The following is a 14,750-nucleotide window of genomic DNA, read 5'->3' on the forward strand; positions in this document are numbered from 1 at the left end:
CGGTAGCCGAAACGGAGCGCGCTCAGCGCGAATATCTGGAGAAACCAGTAGAGAACGATGGTGATGCGGCCGAACAGCACCGGCGCCTTGCCGTTCGATGCCCCGAAGATGAACGCATAGTCCAGCACGATGAGCGCGACCGCCAGAACGGACGCCACGCGCAGGATGTTCAGCGCGTCGGGGAGCGAAATGAAACGCCATTTCGTCGTCGTCAGGTTGAAGACGTAGCAGATCACGACGCTGAAGATGACGAACAGCGGCAGGATGCGCAGCAACAGCGGTAGGCGGGCATAGAACGCCTCGCCGCCCTCGAAGCGCAGGTAGAAGCTCGCCAGCAGCGCAAGCGCCGTCGCCAGCGCATCATGCGCTGCGATCAGAAAATTGCGGCGGGTTAGTTGCGAAAGAGGCGTCATTCCAATGGCCGGCTGCGGGAACGATCGGGATTCGCAAGGCGCATCCCCTTGCCCGCTGATATCTTATCTCCGGCGCGCATGCCAGCGATCATGCCGAGCCTGTTCCGGAAGATTCGGCGGCCCCGGATCTGGCGCGCAGCACCATACCACCGGCCACCCCGACGCCGATCACATACATCCAACCCTCGTGAAAATCGAACAGATGCGAGTTGAACAGCGAACTGACCACGTTCTGCAGCACCACCATCAGCCCGATCCAGGCCGCCAGCCCCGCGCCGCGAAACATCGAGAAATGAGAAAACCACATTGCGTAGAGGATCACGACCCCGACGGTACCCCACTGGACCGCGACGTTGAGGGTCTGGTTATGCGGGTTCCCGATCACGTACCCCTGCGCCAGCACCGCAGGGCCGGTCGCCGCCGCCTCGAACAGTCGTCGCGTCGATCCCGTGCCGTGACCGATCACCGGCGCCTCGGCAAAGAACCGCAGCGACTTCTCCCAGAATTCCAATCGCAGCCCGATCGACGTCGGCTGATTGAATTCCTTGTAGATGCGATACTCCCGCGAGAACCTTTCCGTGGTCGCCTGCAACTGCGGCGACAAGGTCCAGGCCAGCGCGCCGAGCACGACGGCGGCGATGAACAGCAGCACGTTGGTCCGCCACCTCAAATGCACCATCGCGAACACGGCAAGCATGATCGGCAGCGTGACCAGCGCCGTGCGCGACACGATGACGAATGCCATGTTGAGGATGAAACTGACCGCGACGGCGGTCAGCAACAATGCCTGTCTGATTTTCTCGTCTCGCAGCAGCTTGATGATGGGGAAAGCGAGCACGACCGTGCACAGCACGAATTCCTGGCTCTGGTCGATGTAGTTCTTGACGAAAATGCCCCGCTCCGCATCCTCCCCCTTCAGCGTGAGGGATGGTTCGAGCAGCACCAGCCAGGACACCGGCACCAGCAGCGCGCAGGAAACGAGGAAGCCGACGAAGACCCACATGCCGCGCGTCGAGCGCTCGAAATGATAGAACAGGAACGGCAAAAAAAGCAGCTTTGTCGTCGGGCTCAAGGCATAGGTACGAGCGTTCCAGGGCGCATCCGACCAGAGGGTTCCGATCGCGGCCAATAACACGAGCGCAATCGGAAGCACACAAATCGGCCGCAGCAACGAGCGCAGGAACGGGCGCCATTCGACCACCGCGACGTGGGCGAAAAACCATATCGCCATGCCGATACCGACGCCGCTGGTCGACCACGGCAACATGACCGCAACCGCGACCGCAATGAGGTCGACGTTTAGCATCCGCGCCGCCGGATCGTGGCGGAACGCAAGTACCCGCGAGGGAATCCAACTGATCGAGCGCTTTTCCCCGCGCTCACCGTCGACACTCATGGTCGCGTCACCGGAGCCGCTTTCTTACCGCGTTGTTTGGCCGCAAGCGTCATGCCGCCGGCAACGCCGACGCCAAGCACGTACATCCAGCCTTCATGAAAATCGAAGAGATGCGAGTTGAACAGGGAGGTGAACATGTTCTGTACGACCACCAGCAACCCGATCCAGGAAACGAAATCATTGCCACGAAACAGTAGCAGATGCGACAGCCACGTCGCATACAACAGTATCACGCCGATGACGCCCCACTGCACGGCGACATTGAGCGTCTGATTATGAGGATTACTTATAATGGAGCCGGCGGACGATTCGGATTTGGAGTAACTGGTCGCCTCCCGCTTGAAAAGCCCGGGCAGCGAGCCCGTGCCGTGACCAATGACCGGCGCCTCCGAAATGAACAGCAGGGATTTTTGCCAGAACTCGAGCCGCAAGCCGATCGACGTCACGCGTTGTTCGGTCCTGTATTGCTGATAGTCCTTCAGGAGCCGCTTGGCCCCCCAACGCAGGTCGGTCGTGGTAACCCAGAGCAACCCCACCAGAGCGATCATCACACCAATAACGATCAGGCTGTTTCTTGGTCTCATGTGAACCAGCGCAACCGCTACCAGCATGACCGGAATCGTGACCATTGCCGACCGCGAAGCGACGATGAACGCCATGGTGTCGATGAAGCAGACCGCGACCACGCCGAGCAGCAGCGTCGGCAGAAGTTTCTCAGCCCGCGCGAACCTTATGATCGGATAGATCAGCACCACCGCGCATAACGCGAACTCCTGGCTCTGGTCGATGTAGTTCTTGACGAAAACGCCCCGCGTGTCGGTCTGGTCAGACCTGAGCGAAAAACTGGGATCGTATGCAACGACCCACGACATCACCATCACCAGGGCGCAGGACACCAGGAATGCGATGAAGACCCACATCCCGCGCGACGACCGCTGGAAATGATAGAACAGCCCCGGCAGCGCCAGGAGCTTGAGGGTCGGGACGATGGCGGCAAGCCGCACGCTCCACGCTGCGTCCGCCCATAACGTACCCACGGCGGCCAGACCAAACAGCGCGAGCGGCAAGTAGCAGATCGGCTGCTTCAGCAAACGCCCGTAGGCCCGCCAGTCCATCACCCAGGCCACGGCGCCGAGCCAGCAGAGCACGAAGATCGCCAACACCGTCGTCGACCAGGGCAGCGCGAACGCGGCCAGAATGGCGAACACATCCGCAATCGTGATCCACAGCGTCTGGTCGCGCCAATATTGTCGCACCAGGGACATTGGTGGCGCCACAGCACTAACGCTCACGCATTGCCTCCCCGTGCGCGGCCGACCAGCGACGTCGTGCTGTGGCCCGGCAGAATGTCGACGAGCATGACCTCGCCGCCTGCGGCCTCGACGATCTCGTGGCCGACGACCTGCTCGCGGGTGTAATCGCCGCCCTTGACCAGCACGCTTGGCCTTACCTTCGCAATCAGTTCGATCGGCGTGTCTTCCTCGAAGATCGCGACGAGATCGACCGCCTCCAGCGCCGCCAGCACTTCGGCGCGCGCCCGCTCGTCCTGCACCGGACGCCCCTCGCCCTTCAGCCGCTTCACCGAAGCATCGCTGTTGAGGCCGAGGATCAGGCGGTCGCAGGCGCCGCGTGCGGCCGTCAGCAGCTTGACGTGGCCGGGATGCAGAATGTCGAAGCAGCCATTGGTGAAGCCGATGCGCAGCCCCTGCCAGCGCCAGTCCGCAAGATGCGCATCGAGATCGCCTCCGGCCGGCACGATCTTTTCTTCGGCCGCCAGCGACGCATGCGGCAGGATTTTGCGACGCAGTTCCGCCGGCGTCACCGTGGCGGTGCCCTTCTTGCCGACCGCGACGGCCGCCGCCGCATTCGCCATCCGCAGCGCCGTTTCCCAATCCGCCCTGGCCGCAAGCGTCAGCGCCAGCGCGGCGGCGACCGTATCGCCCGCGCCGGAGACGTCACGCACCTTGACCGGCAGCGCCGGCACGTGGATCGCCTCGCCGCCGCGCACCACCAGCGTCATGCCGTGCTCGCTTTGCGTCACCAGCATCGCCTCGCAATCGGCGAGAACCATCGCGTCCTGCGCCGCGCCGGCAATGTTCTGATCGCTGTCGGCGCGGCTGCGGGTGGCTTCGGCAAACTCCTTGCGGTTGGGAGTCAGCAGCGTGGCGCCACGGTAGATCGCGAAATTGGCGCTCTTGGGATCGACGATCACGCGCTTGCCGAGCTTCTTTGCGGCATCGATGATGTTGCGGATCACGCGCGCCGTCAGCACGCCCTTCGCGTAGTCGGACAGCAGCACGATATCGGCGCGCGCGACCTGCGGCAGGATCGTGTCGATCAGCCGTTGCTCGACATCGGCCGAGGCCGGCACGGACAGTTCCCAATCCGCGCGCAGCATGTGGGTGGAAAAATGCTCGGAGACGAAGCGCACCTTGCGCGTCGTCGGGCGCGAGGAATCGGAGACCAGCACCGCCTCGATGAGATTTTCCCTCGCCAGATCGGCCTTCAGCTTCGCGCCGGCCTCGTCCTCGCCGATCAGGCCGACGAAGATGCAGCGTGCACCGAGCGAGGCGATGTTGCGCGCGACATTGCCGGCGCCGCCGACATTGGTCTCGCTGCGCTGGACGGCGATCACCGGCGCCGGCGCTTCCGGCGAAACGCGCGACACCTCGCCATAGACGAACTCGTCGAGCATGAGGTCGCCGACGCAGAGCACGGTCTGACGCGGGATCGCCTGGCTCAGGGCTTCGAAATCGAACATCTGTCCACCTCAAGCCCGTCAGCGAAAGCGATCGGCGCGGTCGAGAAAGACCTTCACATAGGTCTCGACCGCGTTTTCCAGCGCCGTGAAGCCGCCATTGTACCCGGCGCGCAGCAGCCGATCGACTTCGCTCTGGGTGAAGTATTGGTAGCTTCCGCGGATCTGCTCGGGCATGTCGATATACTGGATGTTCGGTTGCGCGCCGAGCGCGGCATAGGCCGACAGGATCAGGTCGCGGAAGCTGCGCGCGGTGCCGGTGCCGACGTTGAAGATGCCGCTGACACCAGGCGTGGAGAGCAGCCACATCGTCACCCGCACGACGTCGTCGACATAAATGAAGTCGCGCCGCTGGTCGCCGTCGGCAATTCCCTCGCGATGGGACTTGAACAGTTGCACGGGGCGACCGGCCCTGATGTCGTCGAAACGCCGCGCCAGCACGCTCATCATCGTGCCCTTGTGGTACTCGTTGGGGCCGAACACGTTGAAGAACTTCAACCCGGCCCATTGCGGCGGCAGCCGCTCGCCGCGCGCGGCGCGCTCCGCCACCGCCATGTCGAACAGATGCTTGCTCCAGCCGTAGAGATTCATCGGCCGCAGCTTTTTCAAGGCATCCATGGATTGGTCGTCGCCAAAGCCGCTGCTGCCGTCGCCATATGTGGCGGCGGAGGACGCGTAGATCAGCGGCGTGGCGTTCGCCGTGCACCAGTCGAGCAGCCGCATCGACAGGCGGAAATTGGTCTCGATTACCAGATCGCCGTCGGTCGCCGTGGTCTCGGAGATGGCGCCGAGATGGATGACCGCCTCCAGCCGGCGGCCCTTCAGCCAGTCCATCAGTTCCGCAGGCGGCACGAAATCGGCGAGCCGGCGCTTGGCCAGGTTGCGCCATTTGCCGTCGTGCCCGAGCACGTCGCACACGGCCACGTCCCGCCCGGCGTCATTCAACGCGGCCACGACGTTCGACCCGATAAAACCGGCCCCCCCGGTCACCAGCAACATGCCATCCCCTGCCTCGATTGTTAGGCAAAAAGCTTTGCCCCACTCCCGGCCGGCAGGCAACTTTGCTTCATAGGCCGAAGCGAAGCCCATCGACCGACTTTACCTGCCGATGCGGAGCGGTTACCGACGGTGCCGTAATCGGTTAGCGGCGAACCCGTCAAGTCATGAATTCAAATTCATCACATGAAATCGAACTGGAGGATGCCGCCGATACCAGGCCGATCCTGATCGTGCCCTATATGTGGATTGGCGATTTCGTCCGCGGTCATACGGTGGTGCGGGTTCTGAAACAGCGCTGGCCGAACCGCCCGGTGGACCTGCTGGTGACCCCCCTGTGCGCCCCCCTGGTCGATTACATGCCCGGTGTCCGGGCGGGCATCGTCTGGGACCTGCCCCGCAGCCGGCTTGCTATCGCCAGGCAGAGGGGACTCGCTGCCGAACTCCGCGCCCGCAGCTACGGAACCGCCCTTGTCCTGCCCCGCACCTGGAAGGCGGCGATCGCGCCGGCGCTGGCAGGAATCCCCGAGCGCGTCGGCTTTTTCGGCGAGGCACGATTCGGGCTGATCAACTGGATGCGCTGGGGCGAGAAGGCCCTGCCCCGCTTCATCGACAAGAACGCCGCACTGGCGCTGCCATCAGACGCGCCGCTGCCGCCGGAATGGCCGGTGCCGCAGCTCGCGGTTCCGCCGGAGGAAGCCGCCCGCTGGCGGCAGGCCAACGGGCTGGGATCGGGGCCTGCGGTCGCACTCGGCCCCGGCTCCGTCGGCGCCTCGAAACGATGGACCTATTATCCGGAAGCAGCACGGCTGCTGATCGAGCGCGGCCTCGACGTCTGGGTGGTCGGTGGTCCCGGCGAGAAGGCGCTGGCGCAGGAAATCGTCGCCGCCACCGGCGGCAGGGCCCGCGACCTTACCGGCACCGATCTGCGCAACGGCGTCCTGGCGATGGCGGCAGCGAATGTGGCGATCTCCAACGACTCCGGCCTGATGCACATCGCGGCCGCGATCGGCACGCCGACCATGGGCATTTTCGGCCCGACCAGCCCCTATCTGTGGGCGCCGCTGAACGGCCTTGCCGCGACGGTGCTGCAGAACAAATCGAAGCTGTCCTGCCAGCCCTGCCAGCGCACCGTCTGCACCATGAACGACCACCGCTGCATGCGCGACATCGCGGCGTCCGAGGTGGCTGACATCGCGCAGCGCGTGATGGCTCAGTCGAGCGTCCGATAAACCGCGGCGATCGCGTTCGCTTCCGCTTCCAGGCTGAATTTTTCAACGACGCGCTTTCGCGCGCGCTCGCCCATCGCGATCGCTGCGGCCGGATCGCGCATCAAGGGCTCGAGCGCGGCCACCAGCGCGTCGGCATCGCCCGGCGGGGTCAGCACGCCGGTCACGCCGTCCTCGACCACGAACTGCGCCGCGCCCGCGCGCGCCGCCACCAGCGCCGCGCCTGACGACATCGCCTCGATCAACGTCAGGCCAAAGCCCTCGTTGCGCGAGGTGAAGGCGTAGATCGTCAGCCGCTGATACCAGCGCTGCACCTGCTCGATTTCGAGCTCGCCCGTGATGATGATGCGCGACTGCAATCCGGCGGCCTCGATCTGCCGTTTCAGGCCGTCGGCAAATCCCTGCTGCTCCGGCACGACCGCGCCGACGATCACGGCAGTGAAATCCGGATAGCGCGGCAACAGCCGGCACATCGCCTCGACGAAAACATCCGTGCCCTTTTGCGCGCGCACGCGGCCGAAGCAGCCGATCGCGTAGCGGCCCGGCAGTTTCGTTTCCACAAACGCTGCCGCGGGGTCAGCCGGCGGCGCGTAGCGCATCGTATCGACGCCGTGCATCACGACCGTCGCCTCGCGCTTGAGAAACGATGCCGACAATTCCGACGTTGCGATGATGGCGTCCATCTGCCGGATCAGCCAGCGCGTCAGCCGCTTGTGATGCCGCTGCGCGGCGGACGTAAAGACCAGTTTCAGCGGCCAGCCGAGCGCGCGCAGCAGCAGCCCCGCGATCATCTCGTCATTGCGCCGCGCATGCCAGATCAGCGGCGTGCGGTGCCGCCAACACTTCAACAGATCCGCAAAACCCATCCGCGCGATGCCGTCGGGCGCGTGCGGGCCCAGCCATGCCGCGCGGTACATTGTGGCGAGGATCGGCGCCACCATCCGGTTGGTCGCCGTGACGCCCGAGTAGCGCCTGTGCAGATTCGGCACGATCAGCTGCAGATCACTGGCCAAATTGTTCTCGACAGGCACGTCCGGCTCCGGTTGGGAAAGTTCCTATACGCAACATTAAGCATAGTGGCCAGTTCGCCTGCGCCGAAACCCCCTCTTCACCGCAGCCCCGCTAGCATCGACCTAAATAAATCGGGAGAGGTGGCCTATGACCGTGCTCGTCACCGGCGGCGCCGGCTATATCGGAAGTCATATGGTTCATGCGCTGGCGGATGCCGGCGAAAGCGTCGTCGTGATCGACAATCTGTCGACCGGTTTTTCTGCCTTCCTGCCGCGACCCGTGCCGCTGTTCATCGGCGACGCCGGCGACGAAAACCTCGTCGAGGGCGTGATCGCCCAGCACCGCGTCGAAAGCATCATTCATTTCGCAGGCTCGGTCGTGGTGCCGGATTCGATGCGCGATCCGCTCGGCTATTACCGCAACAACACGATGACGACCCGCAGCCTCTTGAACGCCGCAGTCAAGGGCGGCGTCAACCGCTTCATCTTCTCGTCGACTGCCGCCGTCTACGGCAATCCGGACCAGGTGCCGGTATCGGAGCATGCGCCGACGCGGCCGATGTCGCCTTACGGCTCGTCCAAGCTGATGACCGAAATCATGCTCCATGACGTCGCCAGCGCGCACGACATGAAGTACGTCGTGCTGCGCTATTTCAACGTCGCGGGCGCCGATCCGAAAGGACGCTGCGGCCTTTCCACCGTCGGCGCGACGCATCTGCTCAAGATCGCGGTCGAAGCCGCGACGGGGCAGCGCGCCAAGGTAGACGTCTATGGAACCGATTATCCGACGCCGGATGGAAGCTGCATCCGCGATTTCATTCATGTCAGCGATCTCGCGCAGGCCCATCGCGCCGCGCTGTCATACCTGCGCGACGGCGGAGGCTCGATCACGCTGAATTGCGGTTACGGCCGCGGCTATTCGGTCAAGGAAACCATCGAGGCCGTGCGCCGCGTTTCGATGCGCAATTTCGCGGTTCAATACGCGCCGCGCCGCCCCGGCGACATCATGACCATGGTCGCCGATACCAGCCGCATCCGCGCCATGCTGGACTGGACGCCGCAATACGACAATCTCGAGACCATCGCGGGCCATGCGCTGACCTGGGAAAAGAAGCTGTTCAGCGAGCGCGGCGGCCTTCCGCAGCACGCGCAATCGGCGTGAAATCAAGCACTTATTGGGCTTGAAAAAGCCCTGCTAAGCAGGCAAGGAGTCACCGCTTAAGGCCTGACGCGCCGGTTCGCCCGGCGCCGTCGATGGAACGCGGATGACCGAACTTCCAAAAGAAACTCCGAAGAAAATCACCGACGACCCCTATGGTGCGGCGATCCTGATTCGGCGCCTCGTCGCCGAACAGGGGCTCACCTACTGGCGGCGCTATCTGCTCGCCTTTTCGCTGATGGGGGTCGCGGCGGTGACGACCGCGGGTTCCGCCTACCTGCTCGGCGAAGTCATCAACAAGGCCTATGTCGACAAGGATGTGCGCGGGATCGCGCTCCTGTCGCTGGTCACCGTCGTCATTTTTACGATCAAGGGTGCGGCGACCTACGGCCACACCGTGATCCTGTCGCAGATCGGCAATGCGATCCTCGCCAATAACCAGCGGGCGCTGTTTGCCAAGCTGATGAGCGAAAACATCGCGTTCTTTTCCGAGCGACATTCATCGGAATTCCTGGCGCGGCTGACTGCTGGCGCCACCGCGGTGACGCAGGTGCTCAATCTCCTGATCAACGCGATCGGCCGCGATCTGCTGTCGCTGATTGCGCTCGTCGTCGTCATGGTGATGACCGATCCCATGATGGCGCTGCTTGGTTTTGCGGTGGCACCGCCGGCGATGATCGTGCTGCGCAAGCTGGTGAAGCGCATCAAGGGTCTTGCGCACAACCAGTTCTCCGGCACCGCCGACATCATGGAGACGATGCAGGAATCGCTGCAGGGCATCCGCACCGTGAAAGCCTTTACGCTCGAACAGGCGATGCGCGAGCGGATCGACGCCAGCATCACCGCGGTCGAGCGCAACGCCAACAAGATGGCGCGCGTTTCCAACCGCTCCAGCCCACTGATGGAAACCCTCGGCGGCTTCGCTATCGCCGGCGGCCTGATGTATGGCGGCTATCGCGTGGTCGCGATGGGCGCTTCGCCCGGCCAGTTCTTTTCATTCCTGACCGCGTTCCTTCTGGCCTATGAGCCGGCCAAGCGGCTGGCGCGGCTCAACATCGAGCTCAACAGCAACCTGATCGGCGCGCGAAAACTGCTCGAAATCGTCGACAGCCCGCCGAGCGAGCCTGACGACAGTGACAAGCCGGCGTTGAAACTCACTGACGCGCGGGTCGAGTTCCGCGACGTGACCTTCGGCTACCGGCTAGGCGAGCCGGTACTCACTCGCATGAGCTTCGTCGCCGAGCCCGGCAAGACCACTGCCCTGGTCGGCCCGTCCGGCGGCGGCAAGTCCACGGTGCTGGCGTTATTGCTTCGCCTCTATGAAGTGAAGCAGGGCGAAATCCTGATCGACGGCCAGGCGATCTCCGGCGTGTCGCGCCAGTCGCTGCGCCGCCAGACTGGCTATGTCGGGCAGGACGTCTATCTGTTCCGCGACACCATCGGCGCCAACATAGCGTTTGGCAAGGAAGGTGCCAGCCAGGACGAGATCGAAGCCGCCGCGAAAGCGGCCTGCGCGCACGACTTCATCATGGGCTTTCCGCTCGGCTACGACACCCCGGTCGGCGAGCATGGCACGCAGCTCTCCGGCGGCCAGCGCCAGCGCATCGCCGTGGCGCGGGCGCTGCTCAAGAACGCGCCGATCATCCTGCTGGATGAGGCTACCGCGGCGCTCGACTCCGAATCCGAAAAGGCGGTGCAGGAGGCGATCGAGCATCTCTGCCGGAACCGCACCACCATCGTGATCGCCCACCGCCTGCACACCATCATGCATGCCGACGCCATTTTGGTGGTCGAGGCCGGCGAGATCGTCGAGCGCGGCCAGCACGACGATTTGCTGCGCCGCGGCGGGCGCTATGCCTCGTTCTTCCGCCTGCAGCAGCGCGATGCCGGTCAGCCCAGTCTGGCGCCGGTCAGCGCAACCGCGTAAAAGCGACCCGCCGGTTTCCTATTGTAACCTCTCGAGACCCTTTTCATGAACGCAGCCTCCTACGTCATATCAGCAGTTCCGCAGCCCACGCTTCCCGTCGTCGGCGAGACAGGCACCTATCCGGTGCGCCGCATCTGGTGCGTCGGCCGCAACTATCTCGAGCATATCCGCGAGATGGGCAATGACGAGCGCGCGCCGCCGTTCTTCTTCGGCAAGCACGCCGACATGCTGGTGCCCGACGGCGCCACGATCCCCTATCCGCCGCTGACCAAGGACCTGCATCACGAGGTCGAGCTGATCGTCGCGATGAAGAGCGGCGGCCTCAACATTCCGGCCGACAAGGCGCTCGACCATGTCTATGGCTACGCCGTCGGCATCGACCTCACCCGCCGCGACCTGCAGATCGCCTCGCGCAAGAAGGAGCGTCCCTGGGAAATCGGCAAGTCGTTCGATTATTCGGCGCCCTGCTCGGCAATCCAGCCGGCTTCCAAGATCGGCCACCCCGCCAAGGGCAAGATCTGGCTGACGGTGAACGGCAAGGAAGCGCAGAAGGGCGACCTCACCGAACTGATCTGGAACGTGCCAGAAATCATCTGGCAGCTCTCGCAGCAGGTGAAACTCGCCGCCGGCGACATCATCATGACGGGGACGCCGGCCGGCGTCTCGCAGCTCCAGCCCGGCGACAAGCTCGAATGCGGCGTCGACGGCGTCGGCACGCTGAAGGTAAATATCGGCAACCCGGAATAGCGAGCGCCGAAACCGTCACGAAATCCAAAGCCCCGGACATGCTCCGGGGCTTTTTTCGCTGCTGCCGTAGGATGGGCGGAGCGCAGCGGTACCGATCACGTTACTAGCCTCGGGACTGATGGGTATCGCGGAGCCTGTGATCGGGCGCGCATTCGCGCGACCCGTTGGCTCCACCCATCCTACGCACCGGTTGCAAGATCCGCAAAACTGCCGCAGATTTTCGCTATTGCCGGAGCATAACGGCGAACACGGAGGGCACGTCCATGATCAAGGTCAGCGTAATGTATCCCAATACGCCCGGCGGGCGTTTCGACCACGACTACTATCGCGACAAGCATATGCCGCTGGTGAAGGCGCGCATGGGCGATGCCTGCAAGTCCTACACGGTCGACAAGGGCCTCGCCGGCGGCGCGCCCGGCGCGCCCGCGGCCTATGTCGGCATGTGTCACATCTTCTGCGACTCGATCGAAGCCTTCCAGGCCGGCTTCGGACCGCATGCCAAGGAGATCATGGCCGATATCCCGAACTACACCGACCAGTCTCCGGTGATCCAGATCAGCGAAGTCGTCGTCGGCTGACGATCGGAAGCCGTGGCCATGTGTGGCGGGTTCGCGAAAGCGTAACCCGCCGATTTCGCGGCGTGCGCCTTGAAAGACAGACCATGCCGGGCGACCGCAATCTCGCGACGTTGCTGCAGAACATGAAGCCCGAGATGCACGAAGGCGTCTTTGTCTTTTGCAGCATCCCGGGCGACGAGAAAATTCCGGCTACCCTCACCCCGGTGCACATCTTCCGGGAACGCGAGGGAACGAGCTTCGTGGTGCGGCGTGAGGAAGCCGAGAGCTCCGGGCTTACCTATCAATGTGCGTCGCGGCTGATCACACTTACCGTTCATTCCTCGCTTGAAGCCGTGGGGTTTCTAGCGGCAGTCACCGGCCGCCTGGCGGAAGCCGACATCAGCGTGAATGCGGTATCGGCCTTCTATCACGATCATCTGTTTGTGCCCGAGCACAGAGCCGATGAGGCGCTGCGACATCTACTTTCCATGTCGAGGCAAGCGTAGCTGCCGTAGTCCGGATGAGCGCAGCTACATCCGGGAGGATTTCCCCGCTACGGCAGTTCATGTTGCGAGAGCGCGAAACCGCATCTGCGTAGGATGGGTAGAGCGAAGCGAACCCCATCCTACGAAAACGCCGAAACACCGCGCTTTCAGCCCCGCAGCGCCTGCAGGCCCTTGAACGTCAGCCGCTTGGGATCGCGGACGCCGGCGAGATAGCACTTGCGGACGAAGGCGGCGGCCGCCTCGCGGTCGCAATCGGTCAGCGCCACGATGGCATCGACGGCAATTCGCTGAGCGTCCATGGGCTTCCTCGTGCTGTCAGGGGCCGCAGGCTGCACAGCGTGCGCCACGCCGGTTAATCCGGCGTTAACCGTGAGGACATGTTGGACGATTCGAAGACGACTACGTATACGCGAAACGACGCATGGGACGAGCGGACGCAGCCGCTCCCAAGCACGGTTCCCAATTCGGCGTCACGAATACTGCATCACGCCGTCATCGACCTTGCCGTAGCGCAGCGTAACGATGTCGAGCGCGTAGTTCTGATACAGCCGCCACGGCCGCTTCGAGCCCTGCTTGGGCAGCTTGGCGATCGAGCGCTGCACATAGCCGGAGGAGAAATCCAGCGACGGCATTTCGGTGACATCAGGGTCGACATTATGCGGCATGCACTGCTTGTAGCCGTTGCGATCCATGTAATTGATCAGGCGGCAGACATATTCGCAGGTCAGATCGCATTTCAGCGTCCACGACGCGTTGGTGTAGCCGAACGCCGAGGCCAGGTTCGGAATGTCCGAATACATCATGCCCTTGTAGTTCAGCGTCCGCGCGAAATCGACCGTGCGGCCGTCGACGGTAACCTCGAGGCCGCCGAGCACCTGCAGCACCAGCCCGGTTGCGGTGACGATGATGTCGGCTTCGAGTTCGCTGCCGCCCTTCAGCTTGATGCCGCGCTTCGTAAAGCTGTCGATCTCGCTAGTGACGACCGAAGCGCGCTTGTCACGGATCGACTTGAAGAGGTCGCCGTCCGGCACCAGGCAGAGCCGCTGCTCCCACGGATTGTAGCGCGGCGTGAAATGCTTAGCCACGTCATACTCCGGTCCCAGCGCCATCTTCACACCGCCAAGGATCAACTGCTTGGCGCGGTCCGGCTTGCGGCGGCAGAGCTGGAAGAAATACATGCCGAACAGCACGTTGCGCCAGCGGATCATGTGATAGGCAAGCTTGGCGGAAAGGTTCTTGCGCAGCTTGTTGGCGAGCGCGTCCTCCGCCGGCCGCGCCACCACATAGGTCGGCGAGCGCTGGAGCATGGTGACGTGCGCGGCGGTCTTCGCCATCTCCGGCACCAGCGTCACCGCAGTGGCGCCCGAGCCGATCACGACCACGCGCTTGCCCGCATAGTCGAGGTTCTCCGGCCATTTCTGCGGGTGCACGATCTGGCCTTCGAAGTCAGCGGTACCGGAGAATTCCGGCGTGTAGCCTTCCTCGTATTTGTAATAGCCCGAGCACATGAACAGGAAACTGCAGGTGAATCGCACCAGCTCGGTCGCGCCCTCGCCCAACGTGCGCTCGGCTTCCACGGTCCAGCGCGAATCCGACGACGACCACGACGCACGTTTCACGCGATGATGGAAACGAATCTTCTTGTCGATGCCGTTGTCGGAAGCAGTCTCGCGCACATAATTCAGGATCCGCGGACCGTCGGCGATTGCCTTCGGCTCGGTCCAGGGACGGAACGAATAGCCGAGCGTGTACATATCGCTGTCGGAGCGGATGCCGGGATAGCGGAAGAGATCCCAGGTGCCGCCGATGCAGTCGCGCCCCTCCAGGATCACGTAGCTCTTGCCCGGGCACTTCTCCTGCAAATGATAGCCCGCGCCGATGCCGGACAGGCCCGCGCCGACGATGAGGACGTCGAAATGTTCTGCCGTATCGGTCATGGCGTTCTCCCTGCGTCCAGATGTAATGGCCAGCAGGCAGAAATTGCAACTCGCATTGTGTGCTTACTGCAGCGATACATGATGTATCGAAATGCCGGCCAAATTCGACGGCCTT

The 14,750-nt window shown here is 63.6% G+C and carries 13 protein-coding genes and 1 pseudogene; 6 read left to right on the forward strand and 8 right to left on the reverse strand.

The window, feature by feature from the left end:
- The 5 genes and pseudogenes from CQ12_RS12265 to rfaD all read right to left on the reverse strand — a co-directional run.
- A pseudogene (locus CQ12_RS12265) lies at positions 1-413 on the reverse strand (capsular biosynthesis protein); the annotation flags it as partial.
- Between the two features lie 88 nt (positions 414-501).
- A complete protein-coding gene (locus CQ12_RS12270) occupies positions 502-1,719 on the reverse strand; it encodes an O-antigen ligase family protein (RefSeq protein ID WP_157088170.1) in 1,218 nt (405 codons plus the stop codon).
- An 86-nt stretch (positions 1,720-1,805) separates the two neighbouring features.
- On the reverse strand, positions 1,806-3,101 hold the full coding sequence (locus CQ12_RS12275; protein ID WP_245309874.1) for an O-antigen ligase family protein: 1,296 nt from the start codon (positions 3,099-3,101) through the stop codon (positions 1,806-1,808).
- Complete coding sequence (gene rfaE1 / locus CQ12_RS12280; RefSeq protein ID WP_057835571.1) at positions 3,098-4,570, reverse strand: D-glycero-beta-D-manno-heptose-7-phosphate kinase; 1,473 nt, start codon at positions 4,568-4,570, stop codon at positions 3,098-3,100. Before rfaE1 ends, CQ12_RS12275 begins: the two co-directional genes overlap by 4 nt.
- Positions 4,571-4,588: 18 nt before the next feature.
- The gene (rfaD, locus tag CQ12_RS12285; protein WP_057835572.1) at positions 4,589-5,566 is read right to left on the reverse strand and encodes an ADP-glyceromanno-heptose 6-epimerase; all 978 of its coding nucleotides are present in this window, start codon (positions 5,564-5,566) and stop codon (positions 4,589-4,591) included.
- Positions 5,567-5,730: 164 nt separating this feature from the next.
- Between rfaD and waaF the strand changes: the two genes are divergently transcribed.
- Positions 5,731-6,795: a lipopolysaccharide heptosyltransferase II gene (gene waaF, locus CQ12_RS12290; protein ID WP_057835573.1), complete on the forward strand. Its 1,065-nt coding sequence runs from the start codon at positions 5,731-5,733 to the stop codon at positions 6,793-6,795.
- Here waaF and CQ12_RS12295 read toward each other — a convergent pair.
- Positions 6,777-7,823, reverse strand: a complete 1,047-nt coding sequence (locus tag CQ12_RS12295) for a glycosyltransferase family 4 protein (RefSeq protein WP_057835574.1) — start codon at positions 7,821-7,823, stop codon at positions 6,777-6,779. The genes waaF and CQ12_RS12295 overlap by 19 nt on opposite strands.
- A gap of 127 nt (positions 7,824-7,950) precedes the next feature.
- Here CQ12_RS12295 and galE point away from each other — a divergent pair, with 127 nt between their 5' ends.
- From galE to CQ12_RS12320, 5 genes are all read left to right on the forward strand, one after another.
- A complete protein-coding gene (galE, locus tag CQ12_RS12300; protein ID WP_057835575.1) occupies positions 7,951-8,964 on the forward strand; it encodes a UDP-glucose 4-epimerase GalE in 1,014 nt (337 codons plus the stop codon).
- A 103-nt stretch (positions 8,965-9,067) separates the two neighbouring features.
- Positions 9,068-10,888, forward strand: coding sequence for an ABC transporter ATP-binding protein (locus CQ12_RS12305; protein ID WP_057835576.1), 1,821 nt, complete (start codon positions 9,068-9,070; stop codon positions 10,886-10,888).
- A gap of 45 nt (positions 10,889-10,933) precedes the next feature.
- Positions 10,934-11,635 (forward strand): fumarylacetoacetate hydrolase family protein, encoded by a 702-nt coding sequence (locus CQ12_RS12310; protein ID WP_057835577.1) that lies wholly within the window; start codon positions 10,934-10,936, stop codon positions 11,633-11,635.
- A gap of 263 nt (positions 11,636-11,898) precedes the next feature.
- Entirely contained in the window at positions 11,899-12,213 is a 315-nt protein-coding gene (locus CQ12_RS12315; RefSeq protein WP_057835578.1) for an EthD family reductase, read from the forward strand.
- An 83-nt stretch (positions 12,214-12,296) separates the two neighbouring features.
- Entirely contained in the window at positions 12,297-12,698 is a 402-nt protein-coding gene (locus tag CQ12_RS12320; protein ID WP_057835579.1) for an ACT domain-containing protein, read from the forward strand.
- 146 nt (positions 12,699-12,844) lie between these two features.
- On the opposite strand, the gene CQ12_RS45005 is transcribed toward CQ12_RS12320, so the two are convergent.
- Positions 12,845-12,997: a hypothetical protein gene (locus CQ12_RS45005; protein WP_198164132.1), complete on the reverse strand. Its 153-nt coding sequence runs from the start codon at positions 12,995-12,997 to the stop codon at positions 12,845-12,847.
- 171 nt (positions 12,998-13,168) lie between these two features.
- Positions 13,169-14,635: a flavin-containing monooxygenase gene (locus tag CQ12_RS12325; RefSeq protein ID WP_057835580.1), complete on the reverse strand. Its 1,467-nt coding sequence runs from the start codon at positions 14,633-14,635 to the stop codon at positions 13,169-13,171.
- Positions 14,636-14,750 lie beyond the last annotated feature (115 nt).

The sequence above is a fragment of the Bradyrhizobium jicamae genome, from assembly GCF_001440395.1.
Lineage (GTDB): Bacteria > Pseudomonadota > Alphaproteobacteria > Rhizobiales > Xanthobacteraceae > Bradyrhizobium > Bradyrhizobium jicamae.

Excerpts from the sequence above, each read along its gene's own strand:
- CQ12_RS12270 (WP_157088170.1), bottom strand. The coding sequence starts at position 1,719 with ATGCTAAACGTCGACCTCATTGCGGTCGCGGTTGCGGTCATGTTGCCG.
- rfaE1 (WP_057835571.1), bottom strand. The coding sequence starts at position 4,570 with ATGTTCGATTTCGAAGCCCTGAGCCAGGCGATCCCGCGTCAGACCGTG.
- rfaD (WP_057835572.1), bottom strand. The coding sequence starts at position 5,566 with ATGTTGCTGGTGACCGGGGGGGCCGGTTTTATCGGGTCGAACGTCGTG.
- waaF (WP_057835573.1), top strand. The coding sequence starts at position 5,731 with ATGAATTCAAATTCATCACATGAAATCGAACTGGAGGATGCCGCCGAT.
- galE (WP_057835575.1), top strand. The coding sequence starts at position 7,951 with ATGACCGTGCTCGTCACCGGCGGCGCCGGCTATATCGGAAGTCATATG.
- CQ12_RS12305 (WP_057835576.1), top strand. The coding sequence starts at position 9,068 with ATGACCGAACTTCCAAAAGAAACTCCGAAGAAAATCACCGACGACCCC.
- CQ12_RS12310 (WP_057835577.1), top strand. The coding sequence starts at position 10,934 with ATGAACGCAGCCTCCTACGTCATATCAGCAGTTCCGCAGCCCACGCTT.
- CQ12_RS12315 (WP_057835578.1), top strand. The coding sequence starts at position 11,899 with ATGATCAAGGTCAGCGTAATGTATCCCAATACGCCCGGCGGGCGTTTC.
- CQ12_RS12320 (WP_057835579.1), top strand. The coding sequence starts at position 12,297 with ATGCCGGGCGACCGCAATCTCGCGACGTTGCTGCAGAACATGAAGCCC.
- CQ12_RS45005 (WP_198164132.1), bottom strand. The coding sequence starts at position 12,997 with ATGGACGCTCAGCGAATTGCCGTCGATGCCATCGTGGCGCTGACCGAT.
- CQ12_RS12325 (WP_057835580.1), bottom strand. The coding sequence starts at position 14,635 with ATGACCGATACGGCAGAACATTTCGACGTCCTCATCGTCGGCGCGGGC.